General features: G+C 67.4%; 16 protein-coding genes and 1 tRNA gene. 5 read left to right on the forward strand and 12 right to left on the reverse strand.

What is annotated here, in order from left to right; all coding sequences use genetic code 11:
• Positions 1-146: 146 nt before the first annotated feature.
• Both IRZ30_RS09295 and IRZ30_RS09300 read left to right on the forward strand, forming a co-directional pair.
• Positions 147-941 (forward strand): DUF2382 domain-containing protein, encoded by a 795-nt coding sequence (locus tag IRZ30_RS09295; RefSeq protein WP_294084709.1) that lies wholly within the window; start codon positions 147-149, stop codon positions 939-941.
• Positions 942-1,157: 216 nt separating this feature from the next.
• Positions 1,158-1,988, forward strand: coding sequence for a YsnF/AvaK domain-containing protein (locus IRZ30_RS09300; protein WP_294084710.1), 831 nt, complete (start codon positions 1,158-1,160; stop codon positions 1,986-1,988).
• An 89-nt stretch (positions 1,989-2,077) separates the two neighbouring features.
• Here IRZ30_RS09300 and IRZ30_RS09305 read toward each other — a convergent pair whose 3' ends face one another.
• From IRZ30_RS09305 to dnaN, 6 genes are all read right to left on the reverse strand, one after another.
• Entirely contained in the window at positions 2,078-2,956 is an 879-nt protein-coding gene (locus IRZ30_RS09305; RefSeq protein ID WP_294084711.1) for an HTTM domain-containing protein, read from the reverse strand.
• A complete protein-coding gene (locus tag IRZ30_RS09310; protein WP_294084712.1) occupies positions 2,941-3,162 on the reverse strand; it encodes a hypothetical protein in 222 nt (73 codons plus the stop codon). Before IRZ30_RS09310 ends, IRZ30_RS09305 begins: the two co-directional genes overlap by 16 nt.
• Before the next feature lie 429 nt (positions 3,163-3,591).
• Entirely contained in the window at positions 3,592-4,086 is a 495-nt protein-coding gene (locus IRZ30_RS17175) for an HIRAN domain-containing protein (RefSeq protein WP_366945335.1), read from the reverse strand.
• Between the two features lie 481 nt (positions 4,087-4,567).
• Positions 4,568-4,641 (reverse strand) — tRNA-Gln (locus IRZ30_RS09315).
• A gap of 61 nt (positions 4,642-4,702) precedes the next feature.
• Positions 4,703-5,941 carry a DNA replication/repair protein RecF gene (gene recF, locus IRZ30_RS09320; RefSeq protein WP_294084713.1) on the reverse strand — a complete coding sequence of 413 codons (1,239 nt, stop codon included), beginning with the start codon at positions 5,939-5,941 and terminating at the stop codon, positions 4,703-4,705.
• 109 nt (positions 5,942-6,050) lie between these two features.
• On the reverse strand, positions 6,051-7,190 hold the full coding sequence (gene dnaN / locus IRZ30_RS09325; RefSeq protein ID WP_294084714.1) for a DNA polymerase III subunit beta: 1,140 nt from the start codon (positions 7,188-7,190) through the stop codon (positions 6,051-6,053).
• Between the two features lie 153 nt (positions 7,191-7,343).
• Between dnaN and IRZ30_RS09330 the strand changes: the two genes are divergently transcribed.
• The 3 genes from IRZ30_RS09330 (at position 7,344) to IRZ30_RS09340 (ending at position 9,934) form a co-directional block, all read left to right on the forward strand.
• Positions 7,344-7,934: a hypothetical protein gene (locus IRZ30_RS09330; protein ID WP_294084715.1), complete on the forward strand. Its 591-nt coding sequence runs from the start codon at positions 7,344-7,346 to the stop codon at positions 7,932-7,934.
• 48 nt (positions 7,935-7,982) lie between these two features.
• Positions 7,983-8,207: a hypothetical protein gene (locus IRZ30_RS09335; RefSeq protein WP_294084716.1), complete on the forward strand. Its 225-nt coding sequence runs from the start codon at positions 7,983-7,985 to the stop codon at positions 8,205-8,207.
• 533 nt (positions 8,208-8,740) lie between these two features.
• Positions 8,741-9,934 carry an aminotransferase class V-fold PLP-dependent enzyme gene (locus IRZ30_RS09340; protein ID WP_294084717.1) on the forward strand — a complete coding sequence of 398 codons (1,194 nt, stop codon included), beginning with the start codon at positions 8,741-8,743 and terminating at the stop codon, positions 9,932-9,934.
• 61 nt (positions 9,935-9,995) lie between these two features.
• Here the strand turns inward: IRZ30_RS09340 and IRZ30_RS09345 are convergent, their stop codons facing one another.
• From IRZ30_RS09345 to ruvB, 6 genes are all read right to left on the reverse strand, one after another.
• Positions 9,996-11,003: an alpha/beta fold hydrolase gene (locus IRZ30_RS09345; RefSeq protein WP_294084718.1), complete on the reverse strand. Its 1,008-nt coding sequence runs from the start codon at positions 11,001-11,003 to the stop codon at positions 9,996-9,998.
• Positions 11,004-11,090: 87 nt separating this feature from the next.
• Positions 11,091-11,546: a hypothetical protein gene (locus tag IRZ30_RS09350; protein WP_294084719.1), complete on the reverse strand. Its 456-nt coding sequence runs from the start codon at positions 11,544-11,546 to the stop codon at positions 11,091-11,093.
• Positions 11,547-11,585: 39 nt separating this feature from the next.
• Positions 11,586-12,257, reverse strand: a complete 672-nt coding sequence (locus IRZ30_RS09355; protein WP_294084720.1) for a peptidylprolyl isomerase — start codon at positions 12,255-12,257, stop codon at positions 11,586-11,588.
• A 120-nt stretch (positions 12,258-12,377) separates the two neighbouring features.
• Positions 12,378-13,979, reverse strand: coding sequence for a phosphoenolpyruvate carboxykinase (ATP) (gene pckA, locus IRZ30_RS09360; RefSeq protein ID WP_294084721.1), 1,602 nt, complete (start codon positions 13,977-13,979; stop codon positions 12,378-12,380).
• A 225-nt stretch (positions 13,980-14,204) separates the two neighbouring features.
• The gene (gene queA, locus IRZ30_RS09365) at positions 14,205-15,230 is read right to left on the reverse strand and encodes a tRNA preQ1(34) S-adenosylmethionine ribosyltransferase-isomerase QueA (RefSeq protein WP_366945336.1); all 1,026 of its coding nucleotides are present in this window, start codon (positions 15,228-15,230) and stop codon (positions 14,205-14,207) included.
• A 46-nt stretch (positions 15,231-15,276) separates the two neighbouring features.
• A partial coding sequence (gene ruvB / locus IRZ30_RS09370) for a Holliday junction branch migration DNA helicase RuvB (RefSeq protein ID WP_294084723.1) occupies positions 15,277-16,242 on the reverse strand: 966 nt, incomplete at its 5' end.

Raw genomic sequence — 16,242 nt, forward strand, 5'->3', positions numbered from 1 at the left:
CCCCCCGAAACTGATCCCCGCGCCCCCCCCCCCCCCCCCTTGTCCCTGACGGTTGTCCCTCGTGGCACCACCATTGCACCCACCTGCCGGACGGACGATCCGGCAAACGGCCGGGTCAGCGCCGCACCAGCGGAAGTGAGCTCGATATGGCACCCGATGATCGCCCCGCCGTCGTGGGCGTGTTTCCCGACCCCGATCAGGCCGAGCGCGCAGTGGCGAACCTGCATGCAGTCGGCTTCACGCACGACCAGATCGGCATTTTGCGGAGACGCGACGCGCGGTCCCGCCCAGCCCAGGAGACCGAGGCACCGGAGGGAGCTGCCGCCGGCGCCATCGTCGACGCGCTGGCCGCACTGGGCATCCCGGAGGAGGAAGCTCGGTTCTACGAGGGGGAACTCAAGAGCGGCCGGACCATCGTCACCGTCAAGGGCGACAAGCGCAGCGGCGAGGCTGAGCGTATCCTACGCCGCCACGGTGCCGACGACCGGACCGACATTGCCACGGCAACACCTGTGGCGGGTGACGACGAGCAAACTATGGAGCTGCGGGAAGAGCGACTGGTACCCAGTACGGAGTGGCGCCAGGCCGGCGAGGTTGTGGTTCGCCGCGTCGTTGAGGAGATCCCGGCACGACTCGAACTCGATGCGACCCACGAGGAGATCGACCTCCAGCGGGTCCCCATCGGCGAGATCGTCAGCGAGCGCCTCGACCCGTGGATGGAGGACGACGTACTCATAATTCCGGTGTACGAAGAGCAGCTCGTCGTCAGCCGGCGGCTCGTCCTCCGCGAGCAACTGCGCATTCGTCGGGTCCGCGTCACCGAGCGCGAGGTCTTCCAGGACACGCTGCGCCAGGAGCGGGTCGTCGTCGAGGACCCGGACCAGACCGGTCGCGTGTCCGAGAGCTTCGCCGAGCCGGAGGCCGGAGCCGAGCAGCCGTGACCCCCTTGCCCTCGCAGAATTCGCGGCATTCGAACGCATATTTGCGTATTCAATGATAGTTGGCACAGGGCTTGCATCATTCAGAGGTGTCGTGGGCGCTTCCCGCGACACGAGACGCAATGGGTTCGCGCGCGGGCGCGGACGACACGCAGTTCGTACGCCTCCGGCGTCAGCGGTGGCCCATCAGAGGCCGGAGAGTGGTCGGGGAGGTCAACCATGGCATATGGCGACGAGACTCTGGACCCGGGCATGGGCGACATCGGTCACATCCAGCCCAGCCAGCTCCAGCGGGGCTGGGATGTCCTTGGGTCGGAAGGCAGCAAGGTCGGGGACATCGAAGAGGTCCGCGACGAGTACATCATCGTTTCGCGGGGCTTCCTCTTCACGACCGAACGCTACATCCCCCTCTGGGCGGTCAGCACCGCCGGCGACGGCAAGGTCTTCCTGAACGTCACCAAGGACGAGATTGAATCCCGCGGCTGGGACAACCCCGAAGCAGTCGCGAGGGCCCGCCCGACCGGTGCCGGCGAGATGCGGGATCGCCAGACCCGCACCGGTCCTGCCGGAGAGATGCAGGGCCGGGAGACACGCGCCGCCGACACGGGCGAGATGCTCAGCCGGGAGCCCCAAACCCGCCCGACGGGTGAGACCAGCGAGCGGATGGAGATCCGCGAGGAAGAGCTCCGTACGCGCAAGCGCGAGGTTGAAGCCGGTGCGGTCGACGTGGAGCGCGAGGTCGTAACCGAGCAGGAGACTCGCGAGGTACCGGTGACTCGGGAAGAGGTGGATGTCGAGTACCGCCCGGTCGAGTCGAAGCGCCCGACGCAAGGCGACATCGGCGAGGACGAAATCCACGTGCCGATCCACGAGGAAGAGGTCACGGTCGATAAGGAGACCGTCGTCACCGGCGAGGTCGACGTTCAGAAGCGCCGGGTCCAGGACACCGAGGAGATCTCCGAGGAGGTCCGCAAGGAGCGACCGCGGATCAGCCGCGAGGGCGATGTCACCCTCGATGCCGAGGACGTCGACAAGGAGCACCCACACTAGCGAACCCCGCGCTCCATCGCGAGCCTCACCTCATGCCCCGCCCCATCTGGGGCGGGGTTTACGATCGGCTCCCCTGGCCCGCGTCAGGGCTACCGCTGGCCGACGAGCACGGCATCCGCACGCACCACCGGTTCGACGGCACTTCCCCCCTGCGGCGTCGCCCAGAACAGGGCGTACAACGACGCCATTGCCAGCCCGAAGACGATAAGCCAAAGCACTCCCGACACACCTGGCCCACCAATGAAGATGATGGGAATCACGCCGTGCAGCGCGATCCCAGCCAGCAGCGCTGCGCGACGCCAGCGTGGCACCCAGAACCCCACCACGAGGAAGGCTTCGATCACGATGGACAGGAGCGCGAGCGGCATCAGGGTTCGCCAGTCGAGCCAGGCGTCCGGCAGCACGAGCGGCCCGTACTCGCGACGTAGGTATACGACCAGCACTCCGCCGGAGACATACACGAGGTTCAGCTTCGAGATCACCGCGAAGGCATACGTGATCGTGAGCTGTGCCCGCAGCAGGAAGACCGGCCACCCCGGCACCGCGTCGCGCGATCCCGTCCTTCGGGCATCCAGCGACCAGGCGGCCTCGCAATCGGCCAGCAGCAAGAGCACGATGATCCAGAACATCAGATATCCGTGGTTGGAGTATGTCTGCTGGTCGAGTACCAGATGATAGCCGATCAGCGCGGCCAGCAGTCCGCCGGCCCAGCAGGTGCGCCACCCGGCAGCGAAGGCGACAGCCGCCGCGAGCCAGAGGGCCATGAACCACGGCGCCGCCGGAGCGGGCAGCCGCGGGATCATCGCCGAGAACGGCACGGGCACCGTTCCCGGCGCGAGTACCGCCGTCAACCGCGGCCAGCTCGCAACGGCCTCGAGTGCCGCCGCCGTGCCGACCAGGATGCGTGACAGCGCCACGGGCCGCGCGGAGACCGGCAGTAGAGCCAGCTCGGTCAACCGTTGCCGCACTCGATCACCTCCACCGTCTCCGGCGAGCGCTCCACGCGCACGCGCGCGACGTCAGGGACCGTGCGGCACACGTGGTCTACCAAGACGGCATCCGTATCCATTTCGAGCCGTGGGTAGGGGATGTAGGCCGTGCGATCCACCTCCCGCTCCTCCCCACTGGTGAGGACTGCGACCAGCTTGGCTGGGGACCGCACGCTCGAGTACATCTGCCATCCCCACCGAGCCGGGCGAGGCTTCGTGAGCTGGAAGATCGGGATCGTGACCTGGACTGCCAGGATCGCTGCGCATAACGCGATGACCAGTCCAGCCCTTCGCCGCACCGTCGTCTCCTCCGTCGGCACCGATCGACTTTGGAGGACTCTACAGCGGCGTCCCAATCCTCGACACGGGAGAATAGTCCTGAAGGTGCGTGCCGGCGGTCACGCTTCACCACGCGACCACGCATGGAGCCGATACCTCCCCCGCCCGGCACGAAATCACCCGCTCTGATTCGGAGCGCGGTTCACTCTCTCGAATCGGGATATTCAATGTGGCCGGGCAACAGGAATGCGGACCCAAAGCCGCAGGCTTAGAGTTCGTTGTCTCACAGGCGGCGCCACCCGCCGCGTGCGCGCCTCACAGCCTCTACGGCCGATTCAATATTCCTTGGAATACCTGGGCGAGTACGTTGTTCGTATTTTCTCAGGCGGTGGTAGGGCTAGCCAGACGCCGAACGCTTTCCGCCGGCCGTCTCTCGTCGGGCCGCCGCCGACGATCACGGCAGCGCAGTTGATCGGGCGATTCTCGCGCCGGGCAAAGGCGGGAGCATAAGCCCGCGCGTCCTCTCGCGACAGGTATCCCACCAGGTGCCCCTGAATACGGACCTGGATGGAGTTGTGGTCGTACCGGTTGCTCGGCTCAGGCACGAGGCGCGCTCGAACGTACTTACGCACCGGCTGTTCCCCACTTCCGGCAATGGCTCGGAGTGCGTCCTGGTAGCGCGACTCACCGCGCACTGCAATCCGGAAGCGTCCTGTTCCCTCCGCACGTGACGAGTGTTGTTTGGTGCGGCGAAACCAGCGGAGCAACCAACGCACTGTGGATTCCTTCAAGACAGCGTCTAGCAGCGACAAGACAGGGAACCAATGCATGACCACCGTTACTGTGAGGTCGTCTCTGACGAGCGTTAGACGGCACTGAAGAGCGGGTATGTACGCCCTCGATGAGCTTGGCGCTGTAACCAGCTCACGCAGGGACAAGTTGGTGCCGTCCCCATCAGTCGTGGGAGCGACCAGCGTTCGGCAGACGAAGAGAGGTTAGACACAAGGGTCTTCTATGTCAACACGTCTCACCAGACAATGGACTTGTATCAGCCATGCTGGAATACGGTGCGCCTCTCCCATCGGCGGCCCTCGCGTTTGCAAGCGGCCCCTTGGCGGATCGAAGGATGATTGTGCCGCCGGCGGTTGACACCCCGACATCGGCTGCGCAGCACAGGACTGGCCGCCACGAAAGAGACAACCACCTTCAGGGGAGCCGGCGTTGGTTGGTTTACACGTAGGATGGCGGTGTGCTCGTAGTCCGTGCGGAAACAAACAACCCCGCTCCGTTTTGGAGCGGGGCGATTTACTCTGGCTGGGGAGCAGGGATTCGAACCCCAACTGGCTGATCCAGAGTCAGCTGTCCTACCGTTAGACGACTCCCCAACGCGATCGCCGCTAGCGCGGCACGTCCGATTATAGCAGGTGTGGTGCGGGTCTCGCAACGTCACTCGGGCTCGGACGCAGATGCGGCCCCCTCCCCCTCGACCCATACGAGTGTGCCACGGCGCGCCTCCACCAGCGGCAGGGCGGCGAGGGCCGGCTGGTCGAGGAGCACACGATCGGTCGCGGTGATCAGGATCTGGCAACCTGCCGACCCCAGCGCGGCCAGCAGCCGCTCCTGGTGCTCCGGGTCGAGCTCGGAGAGGACATCGTCGAGGAGAAGCACCGGCCGTTCGCCGGTCGTGGCTACCACTTGACGCAGCTCGGCGAGCTTGGTGGCGACGACCGCCAGCCGCTGTTGCCCGCGGGAGCCGTAGGCGCTCAATTCATGTCCGCCCAGGAGGAAGTGGAGATCGTCCCGGTGTGGACCGACCAGCGTCACCCCGCGCCGCAGTTCGTCCGGGCGCAGGCGGTGGAGGTCCGACTCCAGCGCGCGGGCAACGAACGCCTGAGCGTCCGCCAGGGTGGACTCCACTACGCGCTCGCGCAGCGCATCCGGCAGGGTGACCGTCGTGGAGTAGCGCAGACCGAGCCGGTCATCGGTGCGCGCCAGCCCTTGGAATTCCTCGGCCGCGATTCGATCCACCTCGTGGACGTAGCGTAGGCGCTGGGCGAGGAGGTAGGCCCCGCGGGTGACGATCTCGGCGTCCCAGTACGCCATCTGGTCCTCGATGGCGCGCTCGTCGCGCGGGCGGCGCCCGCCGAGCTCCTTGAGCAGGCTGTTCCGCTGCTCCAGCAGGCGCCCGTACTGCCCCAGCGCCTGGAGATACGTGCTGTCGATCTGCGACAGGGTGATGTCAAGGTAGCGGCGCCGGACCGACGGCGAGCCGAGAATTAGGTTTAGATCGTCGGGGGTGAAGAGCACGACCTTCAGCGCGCCGACGGCGTCGATCGCCCGGCGCGGCCGGCCGTCCAGCTTCACCCGCTTCCGCAGCGCGCCACCGCGCTCCTCGTCCACGGTCAGCACGACTTCAATGTCGGTCTCGTGCCGGTTGTGCCGGATCCTCGCGGCAACGCGGGCGTAGGGAGGCAGCCCGAGCTCGACGCCACTCTCCCAGTGGATCGTTTCTCGCTCGGAGCTGGCGCGAGGCGAGCGCATCGTGGCCAGCAGGTAGACCGCTTCCAGCAGGGACGTCTTGCCCCCGGCGTTCTGGCCGAAGATGCGCAAGCCGGCCGCCGGGAGGTCGATGCCCAGCCGGCGGTAGGAACGGAACTCTTCGAGCTGCAGCGTGGTGAGTATCATCCGGCCTCAGGCCGCCGTCTCCAGTCCTCCCGCGACTCCCGCGGCCCGAGGCCGCCCCGTCCCGGCGGCACACTCTGGCGGCGGCCCACCCGCGCGGGCACGACGCAGATCAGGTGCCGACGACCATCGGCATGATCACGTGCGTGAAGTCGTCGCTCCCGACCGGGCGGAAGACGCCGGCCGCGTTCGGGCTGGTCATCTCCAGGGCCACCTCGGTGCTGCGCATGACCGAGAGCACTTCCGTCAAGTAGCGGCCGTTGAACGCGATGTGCGCCTGGGGACCTTCGACCTGCGCCTCCAGGTGGTCCTCGTTGTCGCCCGTCTCCGCCGCCTGCGCCGAGATGGTCGCGAAGCCCGGATCGAGCTCGCCGTCGCCCGGGTTCATCTGGATGCGCACGACGTCGTTGTTCGACTGGGCGAAGAGCTTGGCTCGCCGCGCGGCAGCCAGGAACTCGTCGCGACTGACGACCATCCGGGTGCCGTAGGTCTGCGGGATGATGTGGCGCACGTCGGGGAAGTGGCCGTCGATCAGGCGGCTTAGGAACTCGATCGAGCCTGCGCGCACCAGGAGCTGGCTGCGGTTGGGCGTGACCGCCATGTCGATCGGCTCCTCCAGGTCGCCGATGATGCGCGCCAGTTCCTGCAGCGCCCGCGCGGGCACCACGATCGAGAGCGACTCGCGACTCGGCTCGACCAGGTCACAGCGCCGGACCGAGAGACGGAAGCCGTCGGCTGCCGCCAGGGTGAGCGACGCGCCCTCGAACTCGGCGAGCACGCCGGCCAGCACGGGGCGGCTGTCGTCGGTGGCCGCGGCGAACGCCACCTGGCCAATCGCCTCGCGGAATTCCGCCGGATCGATGCGGGCGGTGGGCTCGGTATCGCCGATGGTCGCCAGAGTCGGGAAGTCCTCCGCGCCGATCCCCTTGATGTGAGCCTTCGAGCGGGCGCAGGACACGGCGACCGACAGCGTGCGGCGGTCGAGCTCGATCGAAACGGAGTCGTTGGGGAGGCTGGCCACGAACTCCGTCAGCAGGTCGGAGCGGACGGTGATCGTCCCCTCCTCTTCGACCGTGGCGTCGGTCCATGCCGTGATCGCAATTTCCAGGTTCGTGGCAGCGAGCTTCAGCCGCCCTCCTTCGGCGGAGAGCAGCACGTTGCCCAGCACCGGCAGCGTCGACTTGCGAGAGACCGCGCGCGAGACGTAGCCGAGCGCGCGCTGGAGGTCTTCTTGCTGGCAGGACAGCCGCACAGGCCCACCCCTTCTGTGTCCGTACACCACCCTTAGCGCACGCATTATAGCACACGCTCGCCCCATCCGCTGCTTGACATCTGGGCAACCACCCGGTATCATGGTTTAGAACAAAAGTTCTGGAATTACCGCCGCGCATTGGAGGACATGGCAATGGCCGAGAAGACCGCGTTCGACCCAAGCAAGTACATCACCAAGGTCGGCGGCGGGGACTACCTCGAGGTGAAGTGGCGCCTCGTCTGGTTCCGCACCGAGCACCCGGATGGGCAGATCGAGACCGAGCTGGTCAGCCACGAGGGCGACACGGCCGTCTTCCGCGCTCGGGTCACGATTCCCGGCGGCGGGTCTGCCACCGGGTGGGGCAGCGAGGCCGCCGACGACTTCCGTGACTACCTCGAGAAGGCGGAGACGAAGGCCCTTGGCCGGGCGCTCGCGGCGCTGGGCTACGGCACGCAGTTCTGCCCGGACTTCGAGTTTGGCGCGGCGTCCAGCCGCATCGTCGACTCCCCCATCGACCTGGAGCGGACGCGCGAGCGCCGTCAGCAGCGGGGCGAGGCGGCGACGCCGAGCCCGGCCACGCCGCGGCAGATCAAGTTCCTCCACGCCATCGCCCGCGAGGTCGGGCTGAGCGAGGAGGAGCTGGAGGCCGAGGCCATGGAAGCCTTCGGCAGCGGCGTCGACGGGTTGTCCCGGCGCGATGCATCAGCCCTGATTGAGCGCTTCCAGCAGCGGCGGGCGGGTTAGGCCCCGCTCGCCTGACCGGTCGATTGTGCCAGGGAGGAACACGGAACCATGGTCGCAGCACCCTCGACAGCCATGACGGCCCGCGACGCAGTGTCGGACCTCGAGGATCTGAAGCGGCGGCGCACCGCGCTCCAGCTCCGGCTGGAGGATGGCTACCAGCGGATCGAGCAGGCCCTGAAGGACGGCAAGGACGTCACCCGTTGGGAGGATTTCTGGATCCAGCTCCTCGACGAGTACGTCCGCATCTGCGACACCATCCGCGAACTCGAATAACCCGCAACCTCCCACTTCCATCCCTCCTCCCCCCGATGTACCCGGGGCGGTCGGCCGAGCCGCCCCGGGTACATCGTGTGATGAACGACGCACATCGACGACGTGATCGCGCCTCCCTCAGCCGCTCCTGCGCTGCTGTCTTCTCATGGAAATTGACGAGTTAACCCGATAGACCCGCCAACGGCCCGCGACTCCCCGCGTGTCATCCTGAGCGGAGCCCTGGGCGGCGGCCAGCCGCACCCGGCGCAGCGAAGGATCTCGCGTCGGTTCCGGCACACACCAGAGATCCTTCGCTGCGCCCCCGGTGCTCCGCACCGGCCGGCTCCGCTCAAGATGTCAACACTGGGGGTGCGGGTGGCGGGTGGAGCGGGTCACTTCACCAAACCCCACAACATGACGACACGCAGCAGTCGTGGGCTGCAGACGGGTGTCAACGGTGGATTCGTCGAACGCCATCAGACGCTTGACCCCGGCCGCGTCGCGGTGCTACCGTGCCGCGGCGACGACGGAGGGAATGGAACGGGGGCGAACTGATGGGTAACGAGCGGACCTACGACCTCGCCGCCGTGCGGGCGGCGCTGCCGATCCTGCGGGAGGTCACCTACCTCAACACGGGCACCGTCGGGCTGATGCCGGAGCCGGCGCTGGAACGCCACCTGGCCGCGCAGGCGGCGTACGAACGGGGCGGCCATGTGACGCAGGATGCCGCGCGCGATGCGTACGAGCGCGCCCGCGCCGCGTTCGCCGCCCTCATCAACGCCCGCGATCCCGACGAGATCGCCCTCACCCGCAACGCGACGGACGGAGTCGCCATCCTGGCGGCCGGACTCCGGCTCACGCCAGATGACATCGTCCTTACCACGACCCAGGAGCACCCGGCGGTGCTGCTGCCGTGGGCAGCCGCCGAGCGGCGTGGCGGCGCGCGGCTGCGCCTCTTCCCGATCTCGGTAGACCCGGAAGAGACGCTCGCCGCCTTTGAGCGCGCGCTGACCCCGGCCACCCGCCTGGTGGTCGTGAGCCACGTCTCCTGTGAGACGGGCATTCGCCTGCCGGTCGCGGAGATCTGCCGCCGCTGCCGGGAGCGCGGCATTTTGACGCTCGTCGACGGCGCGCAGTCGCTTGGGCAGTTCCCGGTGGATGTGCAGGCCATCGGCTGCGACGCCATGACCGGCAACGGCCACAAGTGGCTCGGCGGGCCGAAGGGCACCGGGTTCCTCTTCCTGCGCCGCGAGCTCATTCCTCAAGTTGAGCCGGTCTTGGTCGGCGACGGCTCGATCCAACCGGTCTTCGACCGCATCGCGCTCGGTGATCGCCCCGCCGAGGCAGACTGGGACTACGCCCCCACCGCGCGCCGCTTCGAGTACGGCACGCGCAACTGGCACACGTTCGCCGCCCTGCCCGATGCCGTCACGTACCTCGCAGACCTGGGCTGGGGCGCCATCGAACGCCACTGCGCGGCGACGAGCACCGCACTCAAAGAGCAGCTCGCGACGCTGCCTGGGATCACCCTCCACACCCCGACGTCGTGGGAGCAGAGCTGCGGGTTGGTCACCTTCTCGTACGACGGCTGGAGCGGCGAGGAGCTGAGCCGGCGTCTGTGGGACGAGTACCGCATCATCCAGCGTCGCGTGCAGGTCCCGAGCGCCGTGCGCGTCTCCTGCGCCTACTTCACCACCGCCGAGGACATCACCCGGCTCCTGGCCGCGCTCCACGAGTTGCGCGCCTGACCAGTTCCGTTCCCCCTCTCCGCTTGTGGGAGAGGGGCCAGGGGGTGAGAGGTATCCCGCGCTACTCCGCCAGCAACTCCTTGAGCGCGTCGTCGATGAACTTCGTGTCGACCGGGTTGATCCCGCCGCCCGCGAAGTGGCCCCACGTCGACCGGATCGGTCGAAACTCGGCGTTGGGGATGCGCCGGGCTTCGTACTCGCCATCCTCGGGCGTGAAATAGAGATCCTTCTCGCCCGGCAAGATCATCGCGCGGGCCTTGATCGACGCGAGCGCGCGGTCGAAGTCACCGTTGTACATGGGGTTCGCCGAGATATCCCCATGCTGCCACGTCCAGGCCATCGCGAGCAGGTTGTTCGCGTCCTTCTTCAGGAAAAAGCCCTCCCAGAAGCCGACCAGGAAGTCTTCCAGCGAGGCGTAGCCCATCTCACGCCACGTTTCCTCGCGGTAGAACATCTGGGAAAGGCCCCAGCCGGCATAGACACGGCCTACTGCGCGCAGCCCGTTCCAGGGCTGTTCCGTGTACCACCCGTTCTTCCACGCCGCGTCGGTGCGGATGGCCGCCTTGACCGCTTCCAGGAACACATAGTTGTGCGGCCAGGTCTTGGCCGTGCCGCAGAAGGGCGCGATCCGCTCGACCATGTCGGGGAAGCTCGCCGCCCACTGGAACGTCTGCTGCGCGCCCATTGACCAGCCGGTGACGAGCGCCAGCCGGGTGATCCCGAAGCGCTCGGTGACCAGGCGGTGCTGGGCCTGGACGTTGTCGTAGACCGTCACGTTGGGGAACCGCGCGCAGTCGTACGGCGGGGGCGTGTTGCTCGGTGATGACGACAGCCCGTTGCCGAACATGTTGGGGATGATGATGAAGTAGCGGCTCGGGTCGAGCGCCATCCCCTCGCCGATCAGCCACAGGTTGTCGGTGTGCTGCCCGGAATACCAGGTGGGATAAAGGATCGCGTTGCTCTTGTCCGCGTTGAGCGTGCCGAAGGTGACATAGGCCAGGCGCGCGTCGGGAATTCGCATGCCGGACTGCAGGACGACATCGCCTAGCTCAAAGACCTCGTAGTCCATGAGGGCACCCCTTCCTGCGACGCTGGGACATGAAGATTGGGCACGAATGTCCCAGCGTCAGCAAGGCGGGTGCCGCGACGCGGTGCGTCAGCGGATGAGGTCCATCCAGGGCTGGCGCGGCCCGCGCTCGTAGCCGATGCGCAACGGGATGCGCGTGACGAGATCGTCGTCCAGGTACACCTCGAACCAGTAGACGCCGGTCTGGTCGATGTCGAGCGAGAGATCCGACACGATGGTCGCACGCTGGTCGCCGCCCCGCAGGGTGATCCGCTGGCTGACCGGCGGCAGCCGCTCGCCGTTCGGTTGCTCCGCGACCACGGTTACCGTTCGGTCACCGACGGCATCCCCGGAGACGAACACGACCACCAGGTTCGCGTCGAGGCGGAAGGGCGGCATCTGCTCGGGGGCGTTCGGATCGTCCGACCCGGCGACCAGATGCTCCAGGAGGTTGATCAAGCTGAACGAACCGTATTGATCTTGCTGCGCTCGCTGGCAGATCGCGGCCACCAGCAGATGCGGCCCGCGTCCTGTCTCCATCGCCACCGTTGGCCAACCTCCACCCGGCTCGCTCGCGACCCGGCGCTACTTCTCCACGATATCGACCGACTCGATGTAGATCGGCTCGACCGGAGCCGACTGCTCGCCCATCCGCGGGTTGTACGTCTTCTCCACGGCCGCGATCGCGTTCACAACATCCATCCCCTGGGTAACCTCGCCGAAGATGGTGTAGTCCTTGGGCAGGCGCCCGCGGAGGTCGGCCTGGACGATGAAGAACTGACTGCCGTTGGTGTTCGGCCCGTGGTTGGCCATGGCCACGGTGCCCGGCGTGTAGTCTCGGGTGAACAGCTCGTCCGCGAACTCGTAGCCGGGCCCGCCCGCGCCGGTGCCGGTGGGATCACCGGTCTGGATCATGAAGCCCTCGATCACCCGGTGGAACGTCACGCCGTTGTAGAAGCCCTCCCGGGCCAGGAAGACGAAGCTGTTGACCGTCTGGGGCGTCTCATTCTCGAACAGGTCGATGACGATGTCCCCCTTGCTCGTGTGCAGCGTGGCCTGGTAGTCCACGCCCTCCTTGAGCTGCATCGGCGGCGGAGACGACCACTGCTTGGGTCCGTTGGTAGCCATGTTCGATCCTTCCTCCGTCCCGGCTGTGGCGACCGGCGTCGCCGTGGGCTCCGGGGTGGGCGTCGCGGTCTGCCCACCGCAGGCCACCAGCACCAGAACGGCTAGCACGATTACGAAGAGTCGCCGCATCCTCGCTCTCAGTCCGATCCTTTCGCCGTACGACGGCGCACGATCACCAACCCGCGCCACAGCGAACGCGGGCGTGCCCGCGTGGGCACGCCCGCCATTCTACTCAACGGGAGCGAACGATCAGCCGACGCGCGGCCCGGCCTCGCGCACCTCGGCCGGGACGAGGCCCGCGATCGGCTCGAAGTTTTGCCGGAACATCTCGGCCAACCGCCGCGCCTGCTCGTCGTAGGCCTCGGGATCCTTCCAGGCGCTCCGCGGCTGCAAGATCTCGGACGGCACACCCGGGCACCGCTCCGGAACGAAAACCCCGAAGACCGGATCGGGTGTCGTCGGGACCGAGGCCAGCCCGCCGTCCAGCGCCGCGGCGATCATGGCGCGGGTGTAGGCGATCGGCATTCGATCGCTCACCCCCGCCGGTCCGCCAGACCAGCCGGTATTGACCAGCCACACGTTCGTCCCATGCTTGGTCACCAACTCGCCCAGCAGGTCGGCGTAGACCCGCGGAGGCAGGGTCAGGAACGGCGCGCCGAAGCAGGCGCTGAAGGTCGCCTGCGGTTCGGTCAGCCCGACCTCCGTCCCGGCGACCTTGGCGGTATACCCCGACAGGAAGTGGTACATCGCCTGCGCCGAGGTCAGCCGCGAGATCGGCGGCAGGACACCGAAGGCGTCGGCGGTCAGGAGGAAGATGTTGCGCGGGTGGTCGCCGGTACCGGTCTTGGTCGAGTTCGGGATGTGGCTGAGGGGGTAGGCTGCGCGGGTGTTCTCGGTGATGCTGTCGTCATTGAGGTCGAGGCGGCGGGTCTCGGGGTTATAGACCACGTTCTCCAGCACGGTGCCGAAGCGCCTCGTCGTCTGGTAGATCTCCGGCTCCGACTCGGGCGAGAGTCGGATTACCTTGGCGTAGCAGCCGCCCTCGAAATTGAAGATGCCGTGGTCACTCCACCCGTGCTCGTCGTCGCCGATCAACTGCCGGTCCGGGTCGGTCGAAAGCGTCGTCTTCCCGGTGCCGGACAAGCCGAAGAAGAGCGCGGTGTCGCCGCCGCGGCCGACGTTGGCCGAGCAGTGCATCGAGAGGACGCCCTGCAGCGGCAGCAGGTAGTGCATCACACTGAAAATCGACTTCTTGATCTCACCGGCGTACTCGGTCCCGCCGATGAGCACCATGCGCTTGGCGAAGTTGATGATGATGAACGCATCGGAGCGCGTTCCATCCCGCTCAGGATCGGCATGAAAGTGCGGCGCCGAGATGACGGTGAAGTCCGGCTCCTCCAGGGGCGGAGCGTCGGTCGGCCGCTGGATGAACAGGTTGCGGACGAAGAGGCTGTGCCAGGCAAGCTCGGTGATGACGCGTACGCCGAGGCGGTACGCCGGGTCGGCGCCGACGTAGCAATCCTGCACGAAGAGTTCCTTCCCGCGCAGGTACTCGGCGACGCGACGGTGGAGCTGATCGAACTTGTCGGGGTCGAAAGGTTGATTGCCGTCCCACCATATGTTCTGCTCCGAGGACGGCTCCCGGACGATGAACTTATCCTTTGGCGTGCGGCCGGTGAAGCGCCCGGTTCGGACCGCAAGGGGCCCAAGGTGGACGATGGCCCCTTCACCGCGTCGGATCGCGTGCTCGTAGAGAGCAGGCGTTACCGGGTTCCAGTGGATCGGCCCGGCTCCCACAATGCCGTGCCTCTCCAGGTTATGAGTCACCGCCTCACGCTCAGTCGTTTGCATAGGACCTCCCGCTGACTTTGCCGTCATCTCAGCGGCTGGCCGGCACCGGTACCACCGGGGGTGTCGGGGCGATTGCGAGGCACGGTTGTGGAACGGCCAACCGCCACAGCCGGTCCGCAGCATCTGTGCCGTGAGCCGCGCAACCTCCAACGATGCTACACCGGCTCACTCAAAGGTACAAGTCACCAGATCTTCACGCAGTTCGTCGCCGGGCCGCGCGACGGATTAGAGAATGAACATTGCGTCACCAAAGCTGTAGAACCGGTAACGCGTCCGCACCGCTTCCTCATAGGCGCGTAGAATCAGATCACGCCCGGCAAATGCGCTCACGAGGAGGAGTAACGTGGAGCGCGGCAGGTGGAAGTTGGTCACGAGGGCGTCCACCACCTGGAACCGATACCCCGGCACGATGAACAGGTCGGTCCAGTCGCTGAGGTCACCGTCGGAGTCGAGGTTCGGGGCAATCGACTCCAGCGTCCGGCACGCCGTGGTCCCGACCGCCACGACCCGCCGCCCGGCTTCGCGCGCCTCACGGATGGCCGCCAGGGTCGCGGCCGGCACGTGGTACCACTCCTGATGCATCCGGTGCTGGCGAGCGTCTTCGACCTTGACTGGCAGGAAGGTACCCAATCCCACGTGCAGTGTGATCGTCGCCCGACGGATACCTGCCGCCTCCAGCTCGGCCAGCAATCGCGGCGTGAAGTGCAGCCCGGCGGTCGGCGCCGCCGCGGAGCCGATCTCGGTCGCGAAGACGGTCTGGTAGCGCTCCGGGTCTTCAAGCCGGGCGCGGATGTAGGGCGGGAGGGGCATCTCCCCGAACTCGTCGAGCCGGGCCTCGACCTCCGACGGCAGCCGAACGGCCAGCAGGCCCTCACCCCGCCGCGCGACAATCTCCGCCGGTTCGGCGGCCTCGTGGCCTCCCTGGTCGCGCAGGTGAACGACCGTCCCCGGCCGCAGCCGCCGCGCCGGGCGGCCCATCGCCTCCCAGCATCCATCCTCCAGGCGCCGGAGCAGGAGCAGTTCGACCTGCCCGCCGGTCGGCCGCCGCCCGTGGAGCCGTGCGGGCATGACGCGGGTGTCATTCACGATCAGCAGATCGCCCGGGCTGAGCAGGCTGGGGAGGTCCCGAAACTGGCGGTGGGTGATCGTCTCGCTCGCGCGGTCCACCACCATGAGCCGCGACGCATCGCGCGGTTCCACCGGGTGCTGCGCGATCAGCTCGGGCGGCAGGTCATAGTCGTAGTCCGCCATCCAGAGCGGGGCGGAGGTTTGTTCCGGCTGCGGGGTCGTCATCAGCTCAGGAAGCGTCAGGATCAAAGAGCGGGGCCTGCTGTGGGCTCTCGGGCCGCTCAACGTACGGGATGTCCAGGTGCTCGTACGCGCGGCGTGTGGCGACGCGGCCGCGCGGCGTCCGCTGGAGGAATCCGAGCTGGATCAGGTAGGGCTCGTAGACATCCTCGATCGTATCGGCCTCCTCACTGGTCGCCGCCGCCAGCGTCTCGACGCCGACCGGCCCGCCGTCGAACTTCTCGACAATCGTGCGGAGGATAACCCGGTCCACGTCGTCCAGCCCGAGATGGTCGACCTCCAGCATCTCCAGCGCCGCCCGGGCCACGTCCGCGGTGATGACCCCGTCGGCCCGCACCTGCGCGTAGTCGCGCACCCGTCGCAGCAACCGGTTGGCGATGCGCGGCGTCCCGCGCGCCCGCGATGCGATCTCCCGCGCGCCGTCCTCGTCGATCGCGACGCCGAGGATGCGCGCCGCGCGCGTCACGATCTGCTGCATCGCCTCCAGGCTGTAGAACTCGAGGCGGTAGGTGGAACCGAAGCGGTCTCGCAGCGGCGAGGTGAGCAGCGCCAAGCGGGTCGTCGCGCCGACCAGCGTGAAGGGCGGCAGGTTGAGCCGCATCGAGCGGGCGGCCGGCCCCTTCCCGAGCACGATGTCGACCGCGAAGTCCTCCATCGCCGGGTAGAGCACTTCTTCCACCACCCGGTTGAGCCGGTGGATCTCGTCGATGAAGAGGACGTCGCCGGGCTTGAGGTTCGTCAGGATCGACACGAGATCGCCCGCGCGCTCGATCGCCGGCCCGGAGGTGATCCGCAGGTTCACGCCCATCTCGGCCGCGACGATCGACGCCAGCGTGGTCTTGCCCAGCCCCGGCGGGCCGTAGAGCAGCAGATGATCGAGGGACTCTCCACGCGCCTGCGCGGCCTGGATCGAGATCAGGAGCCCTTCCTTGACCTTGTCCTGCCCGATGTACTC

The organism is Sphaerobacter sp. (genome assembly GCF_019683595.1).
Taxonomy (GTDB): domain Bacteria; phylum Chloroflexota; class Chloroflexia; order Thermomicrobiales; family Thermomicrobiaceae; genus Sphaerobacter.